Origin of the sequence: Streptococcus sp. WB01_FAA12, from assembly GCF_012843315.1 — a bacterium.
GTDB lineage: Bacteria > Bacillota > Bacilli > Lactobacillales > Streptococcaceae > Streptococcus.
In genome coordinates this window covers 202,465-226,389 of record NZ_JABAEX010000001.1, presented here as the reverse complement: position 1 = coordinate 226,389, position 23,925 = coordinate 202,465, and the positions used below count along the sequence as shown (strand labels likewise).

Sequence of the window (23,925 nt, the reverse complement as noted above, 5' to 3'; positions counted from 1 at the left end):
TACATCATAATGAAAATACTCGATGTTTTATATAATTTTTATGGTGATTTTGATTTCATTGAAGAAAAATACAATGAAAAATACGAAGGTATTCTTATCAATATAAAGGAAGAGCAAGGGTATAAAAGATGCCGCTTGGCAAAAAGAACACCAAAAAAAGAAGGATATTTTACAGTTTTTTGGAAAAAAGACCAAAACAACAAGAACATTCCTTATACCAATGAGGACTTAGGAAATGAACTTATAATCGTTATCATTGATAATGATAAGAGGGGACTATTCATTATTCCAAACGAGGTGGCTATTCGTAAAAACATTCTGTCGACAAAAGATAGCAATGGAAAAATGTCTATGCGATTTTATCCTCCTTGGTGCTCAAATTTAAATACAACAGCTCGAGCAACACAAAAATGGCAATTGCAATATTTTAGAGAAATTAAAATATAAACATATTGCCGGATTACATACACACAAAAGACCTGTTTCTTATGATTGTGGAACCAAGTCTTTGTTTTTTTCTAGAATTTATCAAACACTCATAACATCTTTCCGAAAAACTATAATTTTCTTGAAAAATGAATAAGTCTATGCTATACTGCTAGTAGACTTATTTATGGAGAAAATAGATGAAACGTGAGATTTTACTGCAACGAATCGACAAACTAAAACAAATCATGCCCTGGTATGTTCTGGAATACTACCAATCTAAGCTTGCTGTGCCCTACAGTTTTACAACCTTGTACGAATATCTCAAGGAATACGATCGATTTTTCAGCTGGGTTTTGGAGTCTGGTATTTCAAACGTTGATACAATGGCCGATATCCCCTTATCTGTCTTAGAACATATGACAAAAAAAGACATGGAATCCTTTATCCTATATCTACGTGAACGCCCATTGCTGAATGCCAATACAACCAAACAAGGTGTCTCTCAGACAACAATCAATCGAACCTTATCGGCACTTTCTAGTCTTTATAAGTATCTAACTGAGGAAGTTGAAAACGACCAAGGGGAGCCTTATTTCTATCGTAATGTAATGAAGAAAGTTTCAACTAAGAAAAAGAAAGAAACACTTGCTGCCAGAGCTGAAAACATCAAGCAAAAACTCTTTCTAGGCGATGAAACAGAAGGTTTTCTGACTTATATCGACCAAGAATACCCACAACAGCTTTCGAATCGGGCTCTTTCGTCATTTAATAAAAATAAGGAACGTGATTTAGCCATTATTGCTCTTCTCTTGGCGTCTGGTGTTCGCTTGTCTGAAGCAGTTAATCTCGATCTAAGAGATCTCAATCTCAAAATGATGGTCATTGATGTCACACGTAAAGGGGGCAAACGTGACTCGGTCAATGTCGCTGCCTTTGCAAAGCCTTATCTAGAGAATTATCTAGCCATTCGAAATCAACGCTATAAGACGGAAAAGACGGATACAGCACTCTTTCTGACCTTATATCGTGGTGTTCCCAATCGTATCGATGCTTCCAGTGTTGAAAAAATGGTTGCTAAGTACTCTGAGGACTTCAAAGTGCGTGTAACCCCCCACAAACTACGCCATACCTTAGCAACTAGGCTCTATGATGCGACTAAATCGCAAGTTTTGGTCAGCCACCAGCTAGGGCATGCTAGTACACAAGTCACTGACCTCTATACCCATATCGTCAATGATGAACAAAAGAATGCTTTGGATAGTTTGTGAAATACATAAAATAAATTATGCAACTTTGTAATATAAAGTAAAACAGAAACTCCTCCTCCACCGAGCTTCTGTTTTATTATTTATAGTCTATTTAGATTAATAACCTCATCTGCTTGATTCCAAATATCAGGATTATGAGTTGCAATGATGATTAGACGATTTTGATTCTTCATTGTTAATAATATCTTCATGATTTCTTGTGAAGTTATTGGATCAAGTGCAGCGGTCAACTCATCTGCGAGTATTAACGGAGGATCTTTCAGAATAATCTTGGCCAGGGCGACACGTTGTGCTTCACCACCAGATAATTCATACACTTTTTGTTCTAAATGAATGTGAGATAATCCTACTCTTGCTAATACTTCTTTTTTGTAATTCTCTTTTTCTTTACGATTACACTGTCGATTAATAAGGCCTAAATCTAAATTAGAAGACACAGTTTCATTGTCTAGCAATCCAAAATTTTGGAAAAGGTAGCCTAGCTCATTTCTAAAAAATATTGTAGATTTTATCGTTTTTATATCCTTCTCTTTATACAGTATTTTTCCTTCATCATAAGATTCTAGTTTTGCAATCATATTAAGCAAAGTCGTCTTGCCACAACCACTATTTCCGATTAGCGCATAGACCTTTCCTGCTGCAAATTGCAGATTGATATCCTGAAAGACGGTCCGTTCTCCAAATGATTTTTCCAGATGTTCTATTTTAATCATATTAGGCTCCTTTCAGAATAATGGGCAAGAAATGCTCTTCTTTGTGCGAGCGGTAAAGGAGAATCAGTCAAGCATTAATCGTAAATAATAAAAGCGTGACGATAGCGATCCACCATTCCTGTGTGAGAAAGAAAATCAGGACACTACCTAATAACAGCATGGCAATCTCCGATACGAGCATGCTTTGGTGAATTTTCAAAAAGTCCATACCCGCAATCTTCTTCAGGAATATCGGTTTTCTAAACTCTTCAAAATAGAGGAAATTCATGGTGCTAAAGAGTAGAATGGAGGTCGCCATTCCGAAGATACCGCCAGCAATGGCCATGAGGTTCTCTAATTGAATGGATTGGGTCATCTGCTGATAGACAGCCGCTGCATAGTCGTATTGACTCACGTTTTTTTCAAGCCCATGCTCAGCTATTAGCTTCTTGCTTTTTTCCAGACCATCAAAGTAGAGATAAGAATTAAGATGAGAGAAATAAGGATTTTCGTAGCCACCAAAGCTTTTAGGTTGAACAACAACCAAAATCGGATCGGTCAAGAATTGCTGATAGTTCATCGGTGTATTATTATAGATAAAGCGTTTTTGGTTGTTAGGAAGATAGGTCACCCGTGCTTTCATAGGCAACTGACTCTTTCCTTGTTCATCATTAGGAGTCAGATAATCTTCATAGCGTTTTTTCAACTCCTCTTCTTGCCCTTTCAACTTTTCAGGGAGCAAAAGTCCAAATTCTCCAGCTTGCAAGTGATTCAAACGCTCTTTTTCCTCGGGGGAAACAGCTACTTTTTGGATATCGAGGTAGTTTGGAGTCGCATATAGAGTATTGGTAAGAGGATCGTAATCTGTAATCGAAAGATTTCTCCCTGTTCTAGGATCATTCATGAAGCCTTTTGAATTAAAAGATGCGAGCTGATGATAGACCAAGAGACCACCTTTTTCGATGCCAGACTCGATGAGCTTAGACCATTTTGCTCTGTTCTCAATTTGCGGTATTCTGTGAAAAATCCTCCCGATTTACACTAATTTGAACCCAATTCGTCTCTTTAGACCAAGCCACTTTCCCCTCTTGGTAAGTTTGCCAGACAGAACCATAGATACTGACCCGATGGATAGCAAGGCCAATGAGAGCAACAGCGAGAAATTGACAGGTAAAGAGAAAAACTAAAATCCTTTTTACTGGAATTTTCCCTTTTAAAAGGCTAACTAAGTGCACCGTCTGGATGCTGAAAGCAAAGATAAAGGACAGGAGAGCTGATACGATGAGTAAGAGCGTATTATAAATGATACTACTTGAAATAATGAAGGAATAGGCAAAGGGGGTTAATTGTAAGCAATAAATCAAAATGGATCCTAAGGCACTGGCTCCAATACATCCTAAAAGCAGCTCTCTGCTGTCTTCCATGAGAGAACGTCCAAAGAGTTGGTACCGTCTCATCCCTGCAATATAACGAATCCCTGCACTCCTCAATTCAAGTGTTTTTTGAATAATGGCCAATGCACTAAAGCTAAGAATAAAAATAACCAAGGCTAAGGATTGGGAACCGGAACCAAAAAATGCCATAAAATTCTGCAAGAGATTAGGCTTATTCATGAAAGTCTTTGAGAAACCAAGTTCGTGTAGTTTTTGATCCAACTTTTCGAGTGGTAACTTCCCTGAGAGTATATAGTAATTGGTAAGTAAGCTTTTCTTAGAAGCGACTTCTTTATCTGCTTTTTTGATGCCCTTTGGAAGCTCTCCTTCTCCGTAGATATCATAGGAGAACTTGACCTGACCTTGCGAATCCGTTTGTTGAATCTGGCGAGCAATTACACTATTGCTTTCCCTTGCTAACTGATCTAAGTTGGCTGAAAGCTCCTCATAGGTGACAGCTCTTTCTTGTTTAAGAACTCCTACCACAGGGAGGCTTCGGTAGATGAGCGTATTTGGGGAAATAAAGGCAATCCAAAGCAGAAAGATTAGAATAAAAATGTTCGAGAAAAGTATAAATAAACGTTTCATAATTCTACTCTTTCTAGTTTATCCTAGAGAGATTTTTCCTCTCTAAGATAAACTTTAGCAATTAAAATCCATAATTAAAGTATACAACTTCACCAAAATTTCTATTTATGATGTAATGAGCAGAAGCATAACCTACATTAGATTTGCTGTCACTTGCCCGAGTCACACTTGACCAATTCCAACGATAGGCGTGGAAATAATTTGAGAAAGCTCCCCAATTGCTTGGATCATGATATCCTCCGTAACTCCAATTACCACCAGATACCCAATCAGCAAAGACAGGACACGCTAAGCTACAACTCAACTTCCATAATTAAAATTAAAAGCTTTATTTAACAATAAAATTATGAATTGCTCAAAATATAGTTTCCGTTTTTTCTCCTTTCCAGAGCAACTCTTCACATCTGTATTATATCACTTTTTTAAAAAAATACAAATTATTATATATAAGATAACTGAAAAAGAAGCTGGTCATACAACCAGCTTCTTTTCCTTTTATCCCACTACCGCTTCAGCGATTTCTTCACGGCTAATACCAGCAAAGTAGCGTGTGATATCAATAGTTTCTAGTGCCTTAAGAACATCCTCGCGTTCGTATTTTACGCCACGAAGGACATCTTCTACAGCTGCAACGTCTTCGATACCGAAGAAGTCACCATAAATCTTGATATCTTGGATTTTTGATTCAATGACGTTGGCAAAAACTTCAACCTTACCACTGGTGAATTTTGTACCACGACGGACGTTAAATTCAGGTGATTTACCGTAGTTCCAGTCCCAAGTACCAAACTTGGTATCCTTGATGCGATTGATTTCAGCCAATTCTTCTTCTGAGAAGACGTATTCAGTCATCTCTGGGTACTCTTTTTTCATGTATTCCAATAGCAAATCGCGGAATTCTTCAACCGTGATTTTTTCTGGCAATTCATCGATAATATTGGTTACACGGGCACGGACGGATTTCACACCTTTTGACTCAAACTTATCCTTTGAAACCTTAAGGGCGTTAGCAAGGACTGACAGATCAACGTCAAAGAGCAAGCAACCATGGTGCATGATACGTCCATTGATATAGGCTTGGGCATTTCCACAGAATTTCTTACCGTCAATTTCTAAGTCATTACGGCCTGTAAATTCAGCTTTAACACCAAGTTGAGCCAAGGTATTGATAACTGGAGTTGAGAAGCTCTTAAAGTCAAAAGCCTTGTTTTCATCTTCTTTTGAGATGATTGTGTAGTTGAGGTTGTTTAGATCGTGGTAAACAGCTCCACCACCGCTGATACGGCGGACTACCTCAATGCCATGTTCTCGAACATAATCACGATTGATTTCTTCGATAGTGTTCTGGTGACGTCCAACAATGATAGATGGTTTGTTAATCCAAAGTAGGAAAATTTGATCCTCATCCAAAAGATGTTTAAAAGCATATTCTTCCAAGGCAATATTAAAGGCAGTGTCGTTTGAATGATTGATAATGTATTTCATGATATCCCTTTATACGATAGAGACTGGAAAATACCTTTCCAGTCTAATCTATCTTCAATTATTTTTTCTTCGGTGAATGGATGGCCATTCCTAGTACATCCGCAAATGCTTCGTACATCACTTCAGAGTATGTTGGGTGTCCGTGGATGGTCTTAAGCATTTCTTCAACAGTGATTTCCATTTCGATGATGCTTGATGCTTCGTTGATTAATTCCGCAGCTGCAGGACCAATGATGTGAACACCAAGGATTTCTCCGTATTTCTTATCAGCGATAACTTTTACGAAACCTTGAGCTGCATCAGAAGCAATTGCACGACCGTTTGCTGCAAAGTTGAATTTACCGATAGCAACATCGTATTTCTCACGAGCTTGCTCTTCTGTTAAACCTACTGCTGCTACTTCAGGAAGAGTGTAAATGGCTGCAGGAGTCAAGTTAAGTTTCGCTACAACGTGATTTCCTTTAAGCGCATTTTCAGCGGCAACTTCACCCATACGGAAGGCTGCGTGAGCCAACATCTTGGTACCATTGATATCACCTGGTGCATAGATACCTGGAACAGAAGTTTCCATGTATTCGTTGACCTTGATACGACCACGGTCTAACTCGAACTCAACATCGCCAATACCTTCAAGATCTGGAACACGACCGATTGAAAGAAGAGCTTTATTTGCAATGATATCATCTTTTCCTTCAACTTTAATACGAAGTTGATTATTTTCCTCGATGATTTCTTGCAGTTTTGTACCTGTTAAGATGGTCATTCCTTTACGTTCAAGGATTAAGCGAAGGTTCTTAGAAACTTCCGCATCCATAGCTGGAACAATACGGTCCATCATTTCGATAACAGTTACTTTTGAACCAAATGTCATGAAGGCTTGACCCAGTTCGATACCGACAACTCCACCACCGATGATAACAAGGCTTTCTGGAACTTCGTTCATTTCAAGAATGTCGTCACTTGTCATCACGAGTGAAGATTCCATACCAGGAACGTTGATCTTGCTGACTTTTGAACCACCAGCAAGGATGATTTTCTTGGTTTCAAGCAATTCTGAACCATTAACCAAGACATTCTTGTCTTTAGTGATGGTACCAATTCCCTTATGAACAGTAACTCCGTAGCTACGAAGAAGACCTGCAACTCCACCAACCAAGGTATTGACAACCTTAGACTTGGTTTCAAGGAGTTTGTCCATATCTACAGTGAAGTTTGGATTTTCGATGACGATACCACGGTTTGCTGCATGACCGATGTTTTCGATGATTTCAGCATTGTGAAGGTAGGTCTTAGTTGGGATACAGCCACGGTTCAAGCACGTTCCACCGAGTTCAGATTTTTCAACAAGGGCAACCTTACCACCAAGTTGGGCTGCTTTAATCGCTGCAACATAACCAGCAGGACCTCCACCAATTACAACGATATCAAAGGCATCATCGCTCTTACCATCGTCGTTTGAGGCACTAGCTGCAGGTGCAGGTTTTGATTCTGGCGCAGCCGCTCCAGCTGTTGGAATGTTTTCCCCTTCTTCGCCAAGGTAACCGATAACTTCAGTTACTGGGACAGTTTCACCATCTCCTTTGAGGATGGCAATCAAGTATCCATCTTCTTCGGCTTCCAATTCCATGCTGACTTTGTCAGTCATGATTTCCAAAAGGATTTCTCCTTCTTTTACAAATTCTCCGACTTTCTTATTCCATTGGACGATTTGTCCTTCTGTCATATCCACGCCGGCTTTTGGCATAATTACTTCTAAGGCCATGTCTTACTTCCTTTATCTATATCTCTAAAAATAAATGCTGTATTATTTAAACCAACATTGAGATTGGGTTCTCAATTAAGGCTTTCAAGTCTTTCATAAACTTAGCACCAGCCATACCATCTACAACACGGTGGTCAATGGTTAATCCAAGGCTCATGATAGGGCGAATGACAATCTCACCATTGACAACTACAGGTTTCTCAACTGTTGAGCTAACCCCGAGAATAGCTGAGTTTGGTTGGTTAATAATCGGGCCAAAGGACTGAACGCCAAACATTCCCAAGTTACTAATTGTGAAGGTTGAATTTTGGAGTTCGCTTGGAGCCAATTTACCATCCAAGGTACGACCAATGACATCCTTGAAGGCTACAACCAACTCTGATAAGCTCATCTTTTCAGCATTATAAACAACAGGTGTCATCAATCCATTATCCATACCAACTGCCATAGCAAGGTTGACATAGTTATGAGTGATAATGGTCTTACCATCTTCAGTCAATGAAGCGTTGATGTAAGGGTGTTTCATTAAGGTCTTCACAACAGCGAGAGAAAGAAGGTCTGTAACCGTAATTTTCTTGCCAGTTGCTTCCATGATTGGCTCAAGAACCTTCTTACGAAGAGCCAACATTTCTGACATATCGACATCATAGTTGAGCGTGAAGGTTGGCGCAGTTAAGTAGGATTCAACCATACGTTGGGCGATAACCTTACGCATTGGCGTCATTGGGATACGCTCAATCTCACCATAAGGAGTGATATTATCTGGAACTTCTTCTACTTTTTCGATTTGAGCAGGAGACTTGATAGTGTCGTTTTCGATATTTTCAGGAAGCAAGGCTAAAACGTCCTTCTTCATGATTTTACCACGATGACCTGTTCCTTGGATTTCCTGCCAAGCAATGTTATGTTCGAGGGCAATTCGTTTTGCAAGTGGCGAAATGCGAACCACATTTGTGTCTTTATAAGTTTCCACGTCTTCTTTGTGGACACGACCGTTTGCACCTGAGCCAGAAACGTCGTAGAGGTTGATCCCTAGATCATCCGCTAACTTTCTAGCCGCAGGAGTCGCTCTTAGCTTGTCATCAGCCATGACCTCTCCAATTCTATACTAAGATATTAAGGACGAAGAGGGCAAGGAAAAAATAGGAGATTGACGATGTGTTCGATGAACACAAGGAAATCTATCTTTTTTTCGCAGACCTCCGTCCGAATTCAATTACATGATACAAAGGGCGTCAAAAGTCAAAGTTAAAATAGGAAACTTGACGAAGAAACTTTAGTTTCTTGGAAAGTTTATCTTTTTCATACAGACTTTAGCCCCTGTTCAACTCTACAAGTATCTTGGACACGAAACATGTCTCAAGTTACTACGGTTGCCGCTATTAGGCGGTCAACCTAGTAGACTTACTAAGTCACTCATCGAATAATAACAATTCGATTCGTTCCTGTCGCAACTTTACAAACAACTTGGATACAAAACATATCTCAAGTTACTGAAGTTAAAACTTCAAATGGTTTACATAATTTAACTTATGCACCTTTATTCTTTATTATAAGTCTTACGGATGGCATCTTTGATGCTTTCAACGGTTGGAATCATTGCATTTTCTAGGTTTTGCGCATAAGGCATTGGCACATCTTCTCCTGCACAACGGCGGATTGGTGCATCTAGATAGTCAAATGCTTCTGATTCTGAAATGATAGCTGAAATCTCTCCGATATAGCCACTTGTTTTATGGGCATCGTTGACCAGTACGACCTTACCTGTCTTCTTCACTGAGTTAATGATGATATTCTTATCAAGCGGTACAAGGGTACGTGGGTCGACAATTTCAACCGAAATTCCTTCTTCAGCTAATTCTTCAGCAGCTTGAACCACACGGCGAAGCATTTTACCGTAAGTAACAACTGTTACATCCGTTCCTTCGCGTTTGATTTCCCCAACCCCAAGTGGGATTGTGTAATCTGGATCAACTGGCACTTCCCCTTTTTGGTTAAATTCTGACTTATACTCAAGAATGATAACAGGGTTATTATCACGGATAGAAGACTTGAGCAGTCCTTTCATGTCCGCAGGTGTACCTGGTGCTACAACCTTAAGTCCAGGAATGTGAGTGAACCAAGACTCTAGGGATTGCGAGTGCTGGGCGGCAGAACCAACTCCGTTACCAGCTGCACATCGAACTGTCATTGGAACCTGACCTTTACCACCAAACATATAACGTGTTTTAGCGGCTTGGTTAACGATATTGTCCATGGCAATGACTGAGAAGTCCATAAAGGTCATATCGACGATTGGACGAAGTCCCGTCATGGCTGCTCCCGCTGCTGCTCCAGAGATAGCAGCTTCAGAAATAGGACAGTCACGGACACGTTCTGGACCAAATTCTTCAAGCATTCCAACAGAAGTTCCGAAGTCTCCTCCGAAGACACCGACGTCTTCTCCCATCAAGAACACATTTTCATCGCGACGCATTTCCTCAGACATAGCAAGGATAATGGTGTCACGGAACGACATTGTTTTTGTTTCCATTTTATCTCTTTCTCCTTAGTCTGCGTAAATATCTTCAAATGCGGATTCTAGCGGTGGGAATGGACTTTCTTCCGCAAATTTAACAGAAGCTTCTACTGCTTCCTTGACTTGCGCTTGAATTTCTTCCAATTCTTCTGCACTTGCAATATTGTTTTCAATGAGGTATTTGCGAAGATTTTCGATTGGGTCTTTTTGTTTCCACAATTCCACTTCTTCACGGGTACGATATTTACCAGGGTCAGATGATGAGTGACCAAGCCAACGATAGGTTACACTTTCAATCAAGACTGGGCCATTGCCACCACGAACATGGTCTACAGCTTTCTTAAATCCTTCATAAACATCAATGACATTGTTTCCGTCTTCAATAAACATTCCAGGAATTCCATAAGCAGCGCTACGTTGATGAATATGCTCTACATTGGTCATTTTCTTGATATCCGCAGAGATCCCATAACCGTTGTTAATGCAGTAGAAAATGACTGGAAGGTTCCAGATGGAAGCCATGTTAACAGCTTCGTGGAAAACACCTTCGTTGGTAGCACCGTCACCAAAGAAGCAGACAACAATCTTGCCTGTCTTTTTCATTTGCTGGCTGAGGGCTGCACCGACAGCGATTCCCATACCACCACCTACGATACCATTGGCACCAAGGTTACCTGCATCAAGGTCTGCAATGTGCATGGAACCACCTTTTCCTTTACAGGTTCCAGTGTATTTCCCAAGGATTTCAGCCATCATTCCGTTGAGGTCAATTCCTTTGGCGATAGCTTGTCCGTGTCCACGGTGGTTGGAAGTGATCAAGTCATCTTCATTCAAAGCTAGCATAGCACCAACGTTTGCTGCTTCCTCACCAACAGAAAAGTGAGTCATACCAGGAACTTTCCCTTTTTTTACTAATTGTGCAATTTTTAAGTCCATTCGACGGATTTCTTCCATCTTACGGAACATCTCTAGCAAGAGATTTCTATCTAAAGTTGACATAATCTCGCCTTTCTAGGTTTAAAGTTTTATATTCTCATTCTATCGCATTATGAAAGCACTGTCAAAATATATGCTTAGATTCTTTCACAAAATACAAATAGAAAACCCCAGTTTATCGGGATTTTCTATAAATTAAAACATTTTTTCACAAAGTTTATTTGACATTGGAAACTTCAAATCTTTTCATAATTGTTTGCAAACGCCCTTGATAGAGGATAGCACTAACGACCAAACTCGCTATTAGACCAATCCAGTAAGAATAGGCTCCCAAAGTTGTCACATGATCTAGGAATAAGCCTAATGGAATGGACACAGCCCAGTAAGCAATTACTCCTAGATAGAAGGGAACAACCGTATCCTTATAGCCTCTCAGTATTCCTTGTAAAGGAGCTGCAACGGTGTCAGCTAACTGGAAAAATAGACTATAAGTTAGGAAGGTAGATGTTAGTTCAATGAAGTCAGGATTATTTCCATATAAACTGGCTACGACATCTCTCAAAATATAGAGAAAGCTCAATGTAAAGCCTGCAAATATCAATGCTATCCAACGACCAATTTTGATATAGGTCTTGGCATCATCAAAACGCTTAGCCCCAACCTCATAAGAAACAACGATGGCCATGGCAGAGGAGATACTCACAGGAAAGGCATACATGAGAGTTGAGAAGTTCATGGCTGACTGATGGCTAGCAATAATCATAGACAAAAATTTAGCCATAATCAAACCAACGACTGAAAAAATAATAACCTCAGCAAAAACAGTACCACCGATTGGTAAGCCCAAGCGAATCCCTTCTTTGATCTTTACTAGGTCAAGCGGAAGCAGTTTTTCCAAATGAAACTCTTTTAACTTTTCTTGCTTTAAAAGGATGATGGCAGAAATTCCCAGTAGGCACCAGTAAGCTAGGGAAGTTCCTAGCCCTGCTCCTGCTCCACCTAACTCTGGAAACCCAAAGGCACCGTAAATTAACAAATAGTTAAATCCACAATTTAAAGGTAGTAATAAGAGCATGAGGTACATAGATAGTTTGGTCAGACCGAGTGAATCAAGTAGCGATCGGATAACACTGAAAAGCAACAAGGGAATAATTCCGATAGACAAATACCAAAGATATCGAACCGAAACAGCTGCCACTTCATTTTCTAAGCCGATATGATTTAAAACTGCTGGTGCGAAAAAAATCACAATCCCGAGCAAAATCAAAGACAATCCAAATGCTAAATAGATGAATTGGTAGAAGTCAGATGCCACTTCTTCTTTTTTACCTCGTCCTAGATGATGGCCTATGATAGGAACCATGGCCGAAACAATCCCTGTTAAAAAGGTAAAGAAAGGATTCCAGAGACTCGTTGCAGTTGAAACGCCAGCCAAGTCCATGGTATTGTACTGCCCCGTCATGGTTGTATCGACAAAAGAGGCAGAATAATTGGCAAACTGATAAATCAGGATAGGGAAAAATATCTTAAGAAATAAGACAAACTTATCTTTAAATTGATGGGTTGGATACATATACGCTCTCTATTCTTATAGTTTATAGAGCAGAGTCCCATCTAGTTTTGGTAGATGATTTGTCCCTTACAGATAGTATATTTGACCTGCCCTTTTAAGGTTTCGCCGATAAATGGTGAATTGGCTGATTTTGAAGCAAAGTCTGGACCAACAGTACGATCAGCCTTGTCATCAAAGATGGTGATATCCGCTGGACTATTTTCAGCTAAGTAGCCTGCTTCAAAGTCATACAATTTAGCTGGATTAACAGTCATTTTTTCTAGCAATTCCATCAAGCTTAACTCCCCAGCCTCGACCAAATAAGTCAAACCGAGAGATAGAGAGGTTTCCAAGCCAGTCATACCAGATGGCGCTTTAGTGATATCCTCTACATTTTTCTCATCTGCATGGTGAGGTGCGTGGTCTGTCGCAATCACAGTGATGACGCCTGACTTGAGACCTTCAATCACGGCACGACGATCTGACTCCAAACGAAGCGGAGGATTCATTTTAGCATTACTACCTTGAGTCAAAAGGAGTGCTTCCGTCTTAGAGAAATGCTGGGGAGCTACTTCTGCTGTGACTTGCGCTCCCAAACCTTGAGCGAATTCCACTACCTTGACACTTTCTTCCTTAGACAAATGCTGGATATGAACATGAGCCTTGGTTGCATAGGCAATCATAACATCACGCGCAATCATAGCGTATTCTGCTACCCCTGTCGCACCACAGATCTTGAAGTGGTCTTTAGCGATGTTTTCGTTGAAACCAAGAATTCCATTCAAGCCAGGATCTTCCTCATGAAGGCAAACGAAGGTACCAAGTTTTTTAGCGGTTTCCAAAGCTTCTTTTAATACTTTACTACTTTCAAGTGGAATACCGTCATCTGAAAAACCAACGGCACCTGCTTCTAAAAGCGCCTTAAAGTCGGTCAAGTCTTGGCCATTAAAATTCTTAGTAATGGTCGCAACTGTCTTGACATTGATCTTTTCTTTAGCAGCTGACTGGAGAACTTCTTGCAAAGTCTCTACGTCTGAGATGGTTGGATTGGTATTAGCCATCATGACGACCGTTGTAAAACCACCTGCAGCAGCTGCTAGGGCACCAGTATGGATATCCTCCTTGTGGGTCTGACCAGGTTCACGAAAATGAACATGAATATCCACGAGTCCAGGCGCAACTACAAGCCCAGTAGCATCAATCAGTTCTGCTCCTTCTTTCTTGATTTCAGGTGCAATTTTGACAATTTTCTCATCTTGGACTAAAACATCACACACTTGATCCAAACCAGACTTAGGATCCATTACACGACCATTTTTGATTAGTAGCATCTGCTTTCTCCTTTATTCATAAAAATCAACTTGGGTATCCAACAATTTATCCCCATCATAAACAAACTTGGCTGAGAAGAAGGGTTTGTCCTCTAAAAGCCACTCAACAAAGGTGTGGTCACCTTCCCAAGTCGGCTTACTCAAGACCTCATCATAGGGAACCCATTCTAAGGTCCCCTCATTGCAGTCAATCAAGTCACCCTCAAACTCTGTCACCTTAAAAACATAGGTGTACCAGTCTAAATCTGGTGTAAACTCAGGAAAAGTGATAACGCCTTTTAGAACAGGCTTGGCTTTCAGTCCTGTCTCTTCAAGGATTTCACGCGCCGCGCATTCCTGAGGTGTCTCCCCTCGCTCTAGCTTACCACCCACACCAATCCATTTACCTTCATGGACATCGTTGGGCTTCTTATTGCGATGGAGCATGAGTAGTTCTTTCCCGTTATCAATGTAGCAAATCGTCGCTAACTGAGGCATATTTTCTCCTTATCTAAGCCAATCGATTGGCTCTTGTTCGGTCTCTGTTAAGAATGCATTCGTCTTGGAAAAAGGCTTGGAACCCCAAAATCCTCTGTAAACCGATAAAGGACTTGGATGGGCTGATTCGATAATCAAGTGATGAGGATTGGTAACCAAGGCCTTCTTCTTACGTGCATAGGATCCCCAGAGTACAAAGACTACTGGTCTGTCTAGATGATTGACAACCTGAATCACAGCATCTGTAAAAGGCTCCCATATCTGCCCAGCATGACCATTGGCCTGACCAGCAGGAACGGTCAAGCAAGCATTGAGAAGTAAGACCCCTTGCTCAGCCCAAGTTGTCAAATCATGAGATTTCTTAACTCCGACGTCATCTGCTAATTCTTTCAAGATATTTTGCAAGGATGGCGGAGCTGGAATGGTATCCGGTACAGAAAAACTCAAGCCCTGCGCCTGACCTGGCCCATGATAGGGATCCTGCCCTAGAATCACCACCTTAACCTCTTCCAGAGGAGTAGTCAAGAGAGCCTGAAAAACCTTTTCCTTAGGTGGATAAACAGTTCCCTGAGCATAGACCTGGTTCATAAATTGATTGATTTTCCCAAAATAACCCTCAGGTAATTGCTCCTTAATCAAAGCATGCCAAGATGAGTGTTGCATAAAGCTTACTCCTTCAGTTTTACTGCCTCTATTATAGCAAAAAGTGGCTATTGAAACCACTTTTTTAGTTTCTACAAATATTTCGAGAATTTTTGAAAAGAATCTCCATTTGAAAGTGACTACTTACTATCTTGTGAAGCATTAGAAAGGATAAATTCCTGGTCAATCTCATCGATAGTCATCTCAGTTCGGATATTTAGATTTTCATTAAATCTTTTATTCAATTCCCTTGTGACACTCGTTTTAAACTCATCACTCGATTTTTGTCTATAATAATCAAATCCTACAGAAGCCGCGCTACAGCAACTCCCCCAATCAGAAAGATAGCCGATAATTTCAAAAAAACTATCATTATATCTTTCAAATCTTTTCGTTGCAGAACTTTTTAAATACCCTGAAATACAATTTACAAATGTATAGTAATACCTCGAGTCTCGAAATGAATTGTATTCTTGGCTATGAAAACTTGGATCGATAATTCGTGCTTCTCGCACGTCTTTCATGGTGGGTTTTCTAGGAATTTTAATATCAGTCAGTAGATAAGCATAATAGGTTTCCTTGTCAAAAAAGGCTCCATCTGCGGCTATCAATGAACCATATACACCGTCTTCATATTGAAACACCGTCACAGCACCATTCCTATATTTACTTTCGACAGGAACAGGCGGAGCAATTCTTTTTTTAGGCTTTTCTTTTTTGACACTAATTTTTTCTAAAAACTTTTCTAGATTTGCACTCCTCTGTTTTAAAAATTTACTATCTGCACCTAATTCTTGGGCAAGAGCCAAATCTTCCTTTTTATCAATAATCTCTTTGATTTCAAGTAAGAATCCATCATCTAATTGCCCAACTTCCCACATACAATGTGCCAGAGCGAACAAGACATTATATCTATCGTCATCGTCTAAATCCATTGTCAAGTCATTTTTGATAGTAGCTGGTTCTTCTCCTCCGTTATATCTCTCGAAAAATTCTTCCTTAATATCTAAGGAGGTATCATTTCCAAAAATGGTTGCATTCCATGTTCCCATAATTTATAGACTCCTCTATAGTTTATTATTCCATTATTAAAGTAGTTCCAAACAATCCAGCAAGTCTTGGTAAGAATGGACTTCATAAGTCGGCTGGGCTTGCGTCTTATTTTCCAGATGATGGGGATTGAACCAGATAGTGTTGATTCCAGCATTATTCCCACCTTGAATGTCAGCGGTTAGAGAATCTCCAATAATCAGCGCCTTTTCCTTGCTGAAACTTTCAATCTGCTGACCGATTTTTTCATAGAATAGTGCGTCAGGCTTTTGTGTTTGCAACTGCTCAGAAATAAAGACTTGATTGAAATAGGGAGCCAGACCAGATTGAGCCAAACGTCCTGTCTGAATGGCAGTAATGCCATTTGTCGCAGCATACAAATCATAATCACGCTCGATAAGGCTGTCCAAGAGTTCATGAGCACCTGAAAAAGTTTGTCCCTGTTGGGCTAAGTAAAATTGGTAACGCTGGGCAAGTAACATACCGTCTTTTTCCAGTCCGAAATAGGCAAATAAACGAGAAAAGCGCGTGTTAACCAGTTCTTGTTTACTAATTTTCTTTTGCTCCAAGTCCTTCCAGAGAGCATTGTTCATGGGAACGTAATAGTCTTTATAGGCTTGAATGTCCGCAACTCCTTCTTCTTTTAGAAGTTGCGTCAGAGCCACATCCTCAGCAGTATCAAAATCAAGCAAGGTGTGGTCAAGGTCGAAGAGTAAAAATTTGTAGGACATTGAGTTTCCTTTCTGAATAATTTTTAATTTAATAAATTGTTACTTTTCTCTGCTTCTAATTTCTCTAACTCCGATTTTAGTTGTTTAATTCTGTTTTCAATCGTACTTTCTTGAAACTTCTTTTCATACATTTCGTATAATTTATTTCTTAGTAACGGCTCTGAAATCATATCAATCTCTGATAATAGGTTTTCCTTAGTTAAATAGCTTACATGGTTGTTTATGTCTTGAAGAGGAGCAAGTTCTTTGATAATGTTGTTTATTTTAGAAATCGCAAATTCACCATAGATATCCTTAATAAACATATCATCATGCATTATTTCCTGTATATTCTTAGCAAATGTATTCCTCATTAATTCTACTTTCACATCCTCTTCATCTTTTACTAAACAAATAACATTTCCATTCTTGATATCAGATAACATAAAAGGAGAATGTGTAGTAAAAATAAATTGAATTTTTGAATTTGAAACTTTATTAAATTCATTGATTAAAAAATTTATTAAACGTCTAGACCATTCTAAATGAAGACCTTCTTCAATTTCATCTACAAGAATTATATAATTACCTTCAAATGATCTAGTTTTTATCAAAGCAACCAAATCAAGTAAGTTCTTCTCACCTTTTGAAGTAACCTCCCTAACTTGAAACCAAATTGCTTCCCCACGTTCATTTATTAAATTTATTTTTCTTTTCTCTGTAAAGTCAATAGTAGTTCTTAATTCATCTATAAAGTCCTTAACTGATTGATCTTCAAAATCTATTTTTACAATACAGCTTTGAGCATCAATTGATTTGAGATTATCATTAACCTGATAAAACTCTCTTAAAAATCGTGCAGTGAAGTTAATATATTCAACAATATCATTGCTAGGTTCTACACCAAAATCTCTACAGTTATCATAAGATAAGCCTTCCCCAACAAATTCTCCGTCATCTTCCCTCACAAAATCTTTCTCTAAAAGTTGAGTAAAAAAAATAGTTATATCTTTAAAAAGAATTTCCCAATTAGCTACTATATCATCATATGCATTAGGTACCTTATTATAATTTGGAAAATATAAATCTCGAATATACATATATGTATCAACGAGAACATTTAGAATCTGCAACTCATTGAAAGATAAAGCTAACCCTTTTTCTAAAAATTCTTCAAAAGAAACTCTACCAAAAAATTCCTGAAATATAAATCCAAATCTGTTAAATACTACAAAACGTTTAAATTCTAAGATGAGTCTCTCGAATCTTTTTTGAAATTCTTCATCTTCTAGTGCTACATTTATGTTGTTATATTTTTTCTGTTTAGCGTAGTTACATAGTTCAGGCAATTCTTTCGTAATCTCATCTAAAGACAAGAAATTCTCAAAATAAAAATTATACTCTCTATCAATATAAAAATTATACTCTCTATCAATTATATGAGAACCATCGTCTTTAAATACACGTTCCGAAATAAACTCTTTAAAATTATATTCAGGCATCCAATCCAATGGCAGTACTTTTCTAAAACAGTAATCAGTTAAATCATCTAAAGTCTTTTCGAAAGTATTTATTCTGATTTCCCATTTATAATTGGAATTGTTTGAAATGAATCTTTTATCAACAAGTAGTTTATAAGCATCAAACTTGGATTTTGCATCTTTCAGTGAGAACTGTTTACTATTACCATATCGTCGTCTAATTAAACCATTATAATCTTCGTAACCTCTTAATACTTTTGAAGACTGAAAATAATACATATTATCTATCTGACCATCCTCTACTGTACTTGATTTATAAATACCTGTGTATTCAAGTTTGTTTATTTGCTCTATATGGCTATTGATTTCAATACTTTCTATATCAAAATTAAACATCTCCAATAAAACATTGCTATCCCAATATATTAAACAGTAAGAAGAATCAAAAGTATGATATTTTCTCTCCTCTTTGGTACACCCAATCAAATCCAAAATAGTTGTCTTACCAACACCATTATTTCCAACTATTGCGGTTATATTACTTATACTGTCTCCATAAAAATTTGGAACTGAATCCTCAACCTTGTTAACTTTTAAATGTTGATTTCTCCACTCTATTGTATAGTTAGAATTGAAAATAATTGGTTCATTCCATGAAATATTGTTGTATTTTTTAATTATTAATCCTATTAACTCCATATTATTCACCTATTAATCCGATATTTCTACTAATATCTGTTACGAATTTAGATAGAGGACGCTTCCCATACTCTTTAGAATCAGTATACGCGCCAGTTATAAATCGATTGATTTCACTTTCTGTAAGTTGCTTCATCTCACTCTTTTGAAATAATGAATTAATCCCTTCCTTATAGGATTTCGAATAAATTTTCTTTTTCCATAACAATTCTTCAATTACATCAGAATGAACTTGATATAACTCTATCAAGCCAATCTTATCGAAGTCTTTCTTAAGTAAATCAAACTTCTCTGATTTTTGTTTCTCAATCAAGATTCTAGGTTGATGAATAGATTTCAAATCATAATTAAATCTAAAAAGATCATCTACTTCGATACTTGAATCATAAGGAGAAATACTAAACTCACTAGTCAGTTTCTTGAGATTGCAAGAAGCACAACAAGGTACCAAATTATAAAAACAGACTGCTAACAGTGGATAATCGATTTTTGACCAAAAATGATCTAATTGACATGAATTTAGCAATTCAATATGTTTCTCATTTATTTCATGGCCTTCTGGGCATTCTCTTTTTAAATATATTTCATCAGAAAAATACTCAAACATATCAGCAGAATTATCTTGACATGTTTTGCACTTGTAAACTTTCATTGTAGAATTGATAAAATTCCTATTACAATAGGGACAAACAATGAAACTGGAATTCTTTACTCTAGAATATCTAATCTCTTTTGTTATAAAATTATAAGATAATACTAAAAATGATTCAAATTTTTGGAAGTAATAAAGTCCATTATATTCGGGATGAAAAATCCAATCTTTTCTATCTATTTTTTTAGCATTCAGAAACCATTTAAATATTTTATTTAAATCTTCGTATTCAAGTTGCATCTATTCTAAAAGCACATCATCACCTGTGCTCCAATTAATCCCTTCAATGACTAAATACTCCCGAATCCACTTTGAAATGTCCTTTTTAAAAGTTTCTTCACCTCTATATTTCTTAGGGAAATTCATTTGTCCATATATAGATTCACACCAATCTCTCACGTAATCCGGATCAAACTTTTCAATCTGTATCATTTAACTTCCTCCAATTTTACTATAACTTAATTGCTAGCAATTTCAGTTATGAATAAATAAAATACAATGCATCATTTAACTTTGACAAATTTCGAAGAGTAGAAATTTATTGAACATTGAGTTTCCTTTCTGAGTTTCATCAAGAATATTATAGCATAAATGAAAATATGAAGTTAACATTGTTTGAATAACTTAAACTCTCCAATACTACACTCCCCTACCCCAACTCCTTGGCTATTCTACTCTTTTCAAGATTTCCCTTGGTAATTCGTTTCCATAAAACAAGTGGGTTCAAACTATAAGATAGGCGTATGAGGTAATAATTGATCCATTCGATAAGGGCAAAAAGCTGTATTAGTATGGCTATAATAGCCACTTGGAAACTCTGTGTATTCCAGACAATAAAAGGAAAGCCTGAAATAAGTAAAACAAGGTCTAGTATTCTGAAACAACCATATAGTTTGGGCACACTTCCACTTCCGAAATGAGGTTTCGACAGCCTTCTAATCAAAATTGCCCAATAGATTGAACCTTGAAGCAAAATAAATGTCAGTAAAGACAGAGGATAGAGAATGGTTACTAGACTATTCACGTCACCAAGCCGATTTTTCAAAAGAAAAAAACAAAACCAAAAGGATAAGACGGCTGTAAGCTCTCCCAAACAAAGGGACAGCAACTCTTTTCTAACTTTCTCTTTTTGTATGTTCATCATTTCCCCCATCTATCTATCATCCTATATCAGAAAAAAGCCATTCGAACCAGTTTATAGTCAAAATTTCACAGAATAAAGGCATTCTATGTATAGAATAGTTCAATCCCTTTAATATCAATGTAATTCTAAGTTTAGAATTACATTAAAATAAATGTTTTAGGGCTATTCTAAGTCTATGATAGCCTTAAATTTTAATTTTTGAAGGATTCTAAAGCTAGAATAGCTCAAAAATCACGAGAATGTAGTGATTCGAAGCTTAGAAGAACTTTTGGTGAATTTCAATAGCACTTCAACTAGCTATTCTTACAATTTTTCTGATGAGCTTTGAGTTTTTTTAGAGCCCAGTCATAGTGACTGGAAGTGGCACTAACAAAGTAGGAGCCAAGACTTGTCCCACCCGTCCACTTATAGACACCTTTGGTAAAGAGTTGGTCATTGCTAAAGTCTTCCATCAACTCTAAAACCTCTTTATGTGATTGATTGAGGAGTTTGGTCGCTTCTTCTAAAGACGTTTTCTGGTGCTTCTTCCAAATAGCGAGATTCATTTCCCCATAAGTTTTCCAATTATAAGGCTCAGGGAGAAAAGGTCTTTCAAGACCCTTTTGATTGGAATGTACCCAGGTCAAAAGCAGCTGCTGCCATTCATAGAGATGGATCAGGACATCCCGCAGATTTTTATCTCTATTCCAGTGGGCTTCTTTTTTCTTTTGGTCTTTTGAAAAATCAAAAGGAGTCTGTAGCTCTTCTTCACTTAATTTAGAGATAAAGTGATTGAGCTTTTCATAATTTTCCTTAGAGGCTAACACTAGCTCCTCTTTTGTTTTTGGTCTAGGCATAGGCGTTCTCCCTTCATTTTCAATTAGAATAAGCTATTTTCTTACTTCATTATACCATAATCAAAAAGCAGTTCTTCATTTTACGAACAACTGCTTTTACTAACTATTTTTTATGCTTATAGTCACTACTTTACATATAAATCTTTAAAGTGACCATCCACTTCTGCTATCTGATAGAGCAAGTGGGATAGTTCTTGGTAATCTTCTTTTAAACATGAAAGGTGGGCTTGACCAAATAGAGTAGCCAATTCTTCTTTTAATCTTGCCCCTTCTGTATCATGATCTTTTAAGAACTTACTGAGATAGAGATTTCGAACAGCAGCAAGTTTAAAGCTAAAATACTGATGCAATTGTTTTTGCTCTGTATTTAAGCCATTTTCAGCAACTGCTTTTGCATAGCATTCCAAGACATTACTTTGTCCATCCAGATATCTGTCCCTCATAATCCTTGCCGTTTCCTGATAGATTTCAGTTTGACTAGGACTCTTGTCCTTCCTAAAATTTCCCCACATGGAGTATGCTCCACGCTTATAGTCAATAGCTTTCGCCTTCCAAGCTTCTAAAATGTCATTAAAAGCAACCTTCATACAGGCAAAACCAGCCGGATCATGCAAATAGAGGTACTGATCATCAATGTCATACACGGTTACGAAGTGATCCACACCATAAAGGATTGTGTGATTGGGATTGTAGGTCAGATGCCCCATATCAAGAGGTCCCAGTACGACAGGTCCATTAGACAGAAAGGTTTCCAACTTTCTTTTTATCTCTTCCAAATCAACTTCTGCTCCATCCTTTAGATAGAAGTCCTCATAGTCAAATCCAAGTATTTTTAAAGAATGAGAAATAGAAAGATCTGGCATTCCGTTATCAAAGAATACTAGAGGGTGCTGCTCATCTTCCTTCACGATACTAGCGCCATTTCCCATCACCATAATTGCCTCTAAAAACTCTGCTTTAAAGTCATAACCATAGGCGTCGAGTGCCATTGCCAATGAATAGCTATAGCAAAGTGACACATCTCCAAAATACATCTGCATATTCATGCCTCCTTATCTTCTATGAGTCTATTATACCGAGAAAACTATTCTCATGCCCCATAAAATCCAAACAAAAAATATGGGTATTTGAGATTTATAGTCATGAATGTCAAGAATAAAAAACTCTGTAAAAGATATCTTCTACAGAGTTCGATTTACATCTTTATAAAATGTCAGAAAATTATCTAGTTCTTAATCACTGGTATCCATAGTTCCATTTGATAGTCTGGTGACGACATGTCTCCTTCAGTATAGACTTCAAAGTCTAGCGCTCCTGAGTGGCGATAGCCAGTTTCTGGGAAAAAGACCTCCAAGACATATTTCCAAGCATTGTGAATGCTAGCTGGTATAGGGCCTTTGACTGGTACGATAGCATATTCAGCGGCTGGGACATCTTTGATGGACAGACCTAGTTCTTCTGCTTTAGCTTTATCCGTCACATCATAAGCAGCCATGTAGTTGATGATTTCACCTTCTTTGACATCCGAACAGATGCCGAAGGATTGGCCACTGCCTAGACTCTCTAGGCTTTCCAAGCTGTGATTGTTATAGAGATTCTCCCAAGCAGACGGGCATTTGCTATTATCAATAGCTTCCAATAGGACGCCTGCAACGGTAAATGCAGGCTTCTTTTGAATCTTGATATCCATGTTCTTTCCTCCTGTGATTTTTAAGGATAATTGAAGTCTAGGAAAGATCCGATAAGGTTTTCCATTTCGAACTTCTGAGGGAGTTGCACCATGGAATTTCTTGAAGGCTGAGCTAAAAGCATCCGCAGAATCGTAGCCGTATTTCATCGCTATGTCAATGACCCTCTCAGAGCTGTCTCGCAAGTCCATCACAGCTTCGGACAGCCTGCGATTACGCAAATATTCTGCCAAGGTCATATCTGCTAGGATAGAAAAGAGCCTGCTAAAAAGAGGGTAAGAATAGCCCGATAGCTGCTGAAATCTTTTCATATCCACTTCTCCAGTCAGCTGCTGCTCCAAATAATCTATGGTTTGGTTGAATTGATGCATCATATTCTTTTTTCTTACCTCCATAAGATACAAAGGACGTTAAAATCAAAGTGAAAATAGGAAAATTGACGCTGGAGCTTCTGATCCTAGGAAATTCTGTCTTTTTCGCATAGCTTTTAGGCCGTGTTCAATCTATCTATATTCTAGCAAATACAAGATACTTCCGTCCTAGAATATTTGT

22 protein-coding genes and 1 pseudogene are annotated in these 23,925 nt (G+C 38.0%); 2 read left to right on the top strand and 21 right to left on the bottom strand.

Going from position 1 to position 23,925, the window contains the following annotated elements; translation table 11 throughout:
* Positions 1–9: 9 nt before the first annotated feature.
* Together HF881_RS01075 and xerS are read left to right on the top strand one after the other, a co-directional pair.
* A complete protein-coding gene (locus HF881_RS01075) occupies positions 10–447 on the top strand; it encodes a MepB family protein (protein WP_000697143.1) in 438 nt (145 codons plus the stop codon).
* Positions 448–626: 179 nt separating this feature from the next.
* The gene (gene xerS, locus HF881_RS01070) at positions 627–1,697 is read left to right on the top strand and encodes a tyrosine recombinase XerS (RefSeq protein ID WP_125847499.1); all 1,071 of its coding nucleotides are present in this window, start codon (positions 627–629) and stop codon (positions 1,695–1,697) included.
* A gap of 80 nt (positions 1,698–1,777) precedes the next feature.
* Here the strand turns inward: xerS and HF881_RS01065 are convergent, their stop codons facing one another.
* From HF881_RS01065 to HF881_RS00970, 21 genes and pseudogenes are all read right to left on the bottom strand, one after another.
* Positions 1,778–2,410, bottom strand: coding sequence for an ABC transporter ATP-binding protein (locus tag HF881_RS01065; RefSeq protein ID WP_125847497.1), 633 nt, complete (start codon positions 2,408–2,410; stop codon positions 1,778–1,780).
* Between the two features lies 1 nt (position 2,411).
* Positions 2,412–4,410 (bottom strand): annotated as a pseudogene (locus HF881_RS10630) (DUF1430 domain-containing protein).
* 61 nt (positions 4,411–4,471) lie between these two features.
* Positions 4,472–4,714, bottom strand: a complete 243-nt coding sequence (locus tag HF881_RS10380) for a lactococcin 972 family bacteriocin (protein WP_125847493.1) — start codon at positions 4,712–4,714, stop codon at positions 4,472–4,474.
* Between the two features lie 191 nt (positions 4,715–4,905).
* Positions 4,906–5,895 (bottom strand): lipoate--protein ligase, encoded by a 990-nt coding sequence (locus tag HF881_RS01055; RefSeq protein WP_169446089.1) that lies wholly within the window; start codon positions 5,893–5,895, stop codon positions 4,906–4,908.
* 58 nt (positions 5,896–5,953) lie between these two features.
* Positions 5,954–7,657, bottom strand: a complete 1,704-nt coding sequence (gene lpdA, locus HF881_RS01050; protein ID WP_169446088.1) for a dihydrolipoyl dehydrogenase — start codon at positions 7,655–7,657, stop codon at positions 5,954–5,956.
* Positions 7,658–7,703: 46 nt separating this feature from the next.
* A complete protein-coding gene (locus tag HF881_RS01045; RefSeq protein WP_125387845.1) occupies positions 7,704–8,747 on the bottom strand; it encodes a dihydrolipoamide acetyltransferase in 1,044 nt (347 codons plus the stop codon).
* Positions 8,748–9,197: 450 nt separating this feature from the next.
* Positions 9,198–10,190: an alpha-ketoacid dehydrogenase subunit beta gene (locus HF881_RS01040; RefSeq protein ID WP_033686949.1), complete on the bottom strand. Its 993-nt coding sequence runs from the start codon at positions 10,188–10,190 to the stop codon at positions 9,198–9,200.
* A 15-nt stretch (positions 10,191–10,205) separates the two neighbouring features.
* A complete protein-coding gene (locus tag HF881_RS01035) occupies positions 10,206–11,174 on the bottom strand; it encodes a thiamine pyrophosphate-dependent dehydrogenase E1 component subunit alpha (RefSeq protein WP_169446087.1) in 969 nt (322 codons plus the stop codon).
* 154 nt (positions 11,175–11,328) lie between these two features.
* On the bottom strand, positions 11,329–12,684 hold the full coding sequence (locus HF881_RS01030; RefSeq protein WP_169446086.1) for an MATE family efflux transporter: 1,356 nt from the start codon (positions 12,682–12,684) through the stop codon (positions 11,329–11,331).
* Positions 12,685–12,725: 41 nt separating this feature from the next.
* Positions 12,726–13,994, bottom strand: a complete 1,269-nt coding sequence (locus HF881_RS01025; protein ID WP_169446085.1) for a dihydroorotase — start codon at positions 13,992–13,994, stop codon at positions 12,726–12,728.
* Between the two features lie 12 nt (positions 13,995–14,006).
* Positions 14,007–14,471 carry an 8-oxo-dGTP diphosphatase gene (locus HF881_RS01020; RefSeq protein WP_001135768.1) on the bottom strand — a complete coding sequence of 155 codons (465 nt, stop codon included), beginning with the start codon at positions 14,469–14,471 and terminating at the stop codon, positions 14,007–14,009.
* A gap of 9 nt (positions 14,472–14,480) precedes the next feature.
* The gene (locus HF881_RS01015; RefSeq protein ID WP_169446084.1) at positions 14,481–15,134 is read right to left on the bottom strand and encodes a uracil-DNA glycosylase; all 654 of its coding nucleotides are present in this window, start codon (positions 15,132–15,134) and stop codon (positions 14,481–14,483) included.
* Positions 15,135–15,253: 119 nt separating this feature from the next.
* On the bottom strand, positions 15,254–16,165 hold the full coding sequence (locus tag HF881_RS01010) for a hypothetical protein (RefSeq protein ID WP_169446083.1): 912 nt from the start codon (positions 16,163–16,165) through the stop codon (positions 15,254–15,256).
* A 36-nt stretch (positions 16,166–16,201) separates the two neighbouring features.
* The gene (locus HF881_RS01005) at positions 16,202–16,894 is read right to left on the bottom strand and encodes a YjjG family noncanonical pyrimidine nucleotidase (RefSeq protein ID WP_169446082.1); all 693 of its coding nucleotides are present in this window, start codon (positions 16,892–16,894) and stop codon (positions 16,202–16,204) included.
* A gap of 23 nt (positions 16,895–16,917) precedes the next feature.
* Positions 16,918–19,053, bottom strand: coding sequence for an AAA family ATPase (locus HF881_RS01000; protein WP_169446081.1), 2,136 nt, complete (start codon positions 19,051–19,053; stop codon positions 16,918–16,920).
* A 1-nt stretch (position 19,054) separates the two neighbouring features.
* Positions 19,055–19,945 carry a hypothetical protein gene (locus HF881_RS00995; protein WP_169446080.1) on the bottom strand — a complete coding sequence of 297 codons (891 nt, stop codon included), beginning with the start codon at positions 19,943–19,945 and terminating at the stop codon, positions 19,055–19,057.
* Complete coding sequence (locus tag HF881_RS00990; RefSeq protein ID WP_169446079.1) at positions 19,946–20,137, bottom strand: hypothetical protein; 192 nt, start codon at positions 20,135–20,137, stop codon at positions 19,946–19,948.
* Positions 20,138–20,354: 217 nt separating this feature from the next.
* The gene (locus tag HF881_RS00985; RefSeq protein ID WP_169446078.1) at positions 20,355–20,858 is read right to left on the bottom strand and encodes a hypothetical protein; all 504 of its coding nucleotides are present in this window, start codon (positions 20,856–20,858) and stop codon (positions 20,355–20,357) included.
* Between the two features lie 284 nt (positions 20,859–21,142).
* A complete protein-coding gene (locus HF881_RS00980; protein WP_169446077.1) occupies positions 21,143–21,685 on the bottom strand; it encodes a ClbS/DfsB family four-helix bundle protein in 543 nt (180 codons plus the stop codon).
* Between the two features lie 125 nt (positions 21,686–21,810).
* A complete protein-coding gene (locus tag HF881_RS00975; protein WP_169446076.1) occupies positions 21,811–22,725 on the bottom strand; it encodes a peptidase in 915 nt (304 codons plus the stop codon).
* 185 nt (positions 22,726–22,910) lie between these two features.
* On the bottom strand, positions 22,911–23,747 hold the full coding sequence (locus tag HF881_RS00970; protein WP_169446075.1) for an AraC family transcriptional regulator: 837 nt from the start codon (positions 23,745–23,747) through the stop codon (positions 22,911–22,913).
* Positions 23,748–23,925 lie beyond the last annotated feature (178 nt).

Bases quoted from the DNA above. Each gene is read 5' to 3' on its own strand.
- xerS (WP_125847499.1), top strand. From the start codon at position 627: ATGAAACGTGAGATTTTACTGCAACGAATCGACAAACTAAAACAAATC.
- HF881_RS01020 (WP_001135768.1), bottom strand. From the start codon at position 14,471: ATGCCTCAGTTAGCGACGATTTGCTACATTGATAACGGGAAAGAACTA.
- HF881_RS00980 (WP_169446077.1), bottom strand. From the start codon at position 21,685: ATGCCTAGACCAAAAACAAAAGAGGAGCTAGTGTTAGCCTCTAAGGAA.
- HF881_RS00990 (WP_169446079.1), bottom strand. From the start codon at position 20,137: ATGATACAGATTGAAAAGTTTGATCCGGATTACGTGAGAGATTGGTGT.
- HF881_RS00970 (WP_169446075.1), bottom strand. From the start codon at position 23,747: ATGATGCATCAATTCAACCAAACCATAGATTATTTGGAGCAGCAGCTG.
- HF881_RS01065 (WP_125847497.1), bottom strand. From the start codon at position 2,410: ATGATTAAAATAGAACATCTGGAAAAATCATTTGGAGAACGGACCGTC.
- HF881_RS00995 (WP_169446080.1), bottom strand. From the start codon at position 19,945: ATGCAACTTGAATACGAAGATTTAAATAAAATATTTAAATGGTTTCTG.
- HF881_RS01055 (WP_169446089.1), bottom strand. From the start codon at position 5,895: ATGAAATACATTATCAATCATTCAAACGACACTGCCTTTAATATTGCC.
- HF881_RS01015 (WP_169446084.1), bottom strand. From the start codon at position 15,134: ATGCAACACTCATCTTGGCATGCTTTGATTAAGGAGCAATTACCTGAG.
- lpdA (WP_169446088.1), bottom strand. From the start codon at position 7,657: ATGGCCTTAGAAGTAATTATGCCAAAAGCCGGCGTGGATATGACAGAA.
- HF881_RS01010 (WP_169446083.1), bottom strand. From the start codon at position 16,165: ATGGGAACATGGAATGCAACCATTTTTGGAAATGATACCTCCTTAGAT.
- HF881_RS01075 (WP_000697143.1), top strand. From the start codon at position 10: ATGAAAATACTCGATGTTTTATATAATTTTTATGGTGATTTTGATTTC.
- HF881_RS01040 (WP_033686949.1), bottom strand. From the start codon at position 10,190: ATGGAAACAAAAACAATGTCGTTCCGTGACACCATTATCCTTGCTATG.
- HF881_RS01005 (WP_169446082.1), bottom strand. From the start codon at position 16,894: ATGTCCTACAAATTTTTACTCTTCGACCTTGACCACACCTTGCTTGAT.
- HF881_RS01035 (WP_169446087.1), bottom strand. From the start codon at position 11,174: ATGTCAACTTTAGATAGAAATCTCTTGCTAGAGATGTTCCGTAAGATG.
- HF881_RS01045 (WP_125387845.1), bottom strand. From the start codon at position 8,747: ATGGCTGATGACAAGCTAAGAGCGACTCCTGCGGCTAGAAAGTTAGCG.
- HF881_RS00975 (WP_169446076.1), bottom strand. From the start codon at position 22,725: ATGCAGATGTATTTTGGAGATGTGTCACTTTGCTATAGCTATTCATTG.
- HF881_RS01000 (WP_169446081.1), bottom strand. From the start codon at position 19,053: ATGGAGTTAATAGGATTAATAATTAAAAAATACAACAATATTTCATGG.
- HF881_RS01030 (WP_169446086.1), bottom strand. From the start codon at position 12,684: ATGTATCCAACCCATCAATTTAAAGATAAGTTTGTCTTATTTCTTAAG.
- HF881_RS01025 (WP_169446085.1), bottom strand. From the start codon at position 13,994: ATGCTACTAATCAAAAATGGTCGTGTAATGGATCCTAAGTCTGGTTTG.
- HF881_RS00985 (WP_169446078.1), bottom strand. From the start codon at position 20,858: ATGGGGGAAATGATGAACATACAAAAAGAGAAAGTTAGAAAAGAGTTG.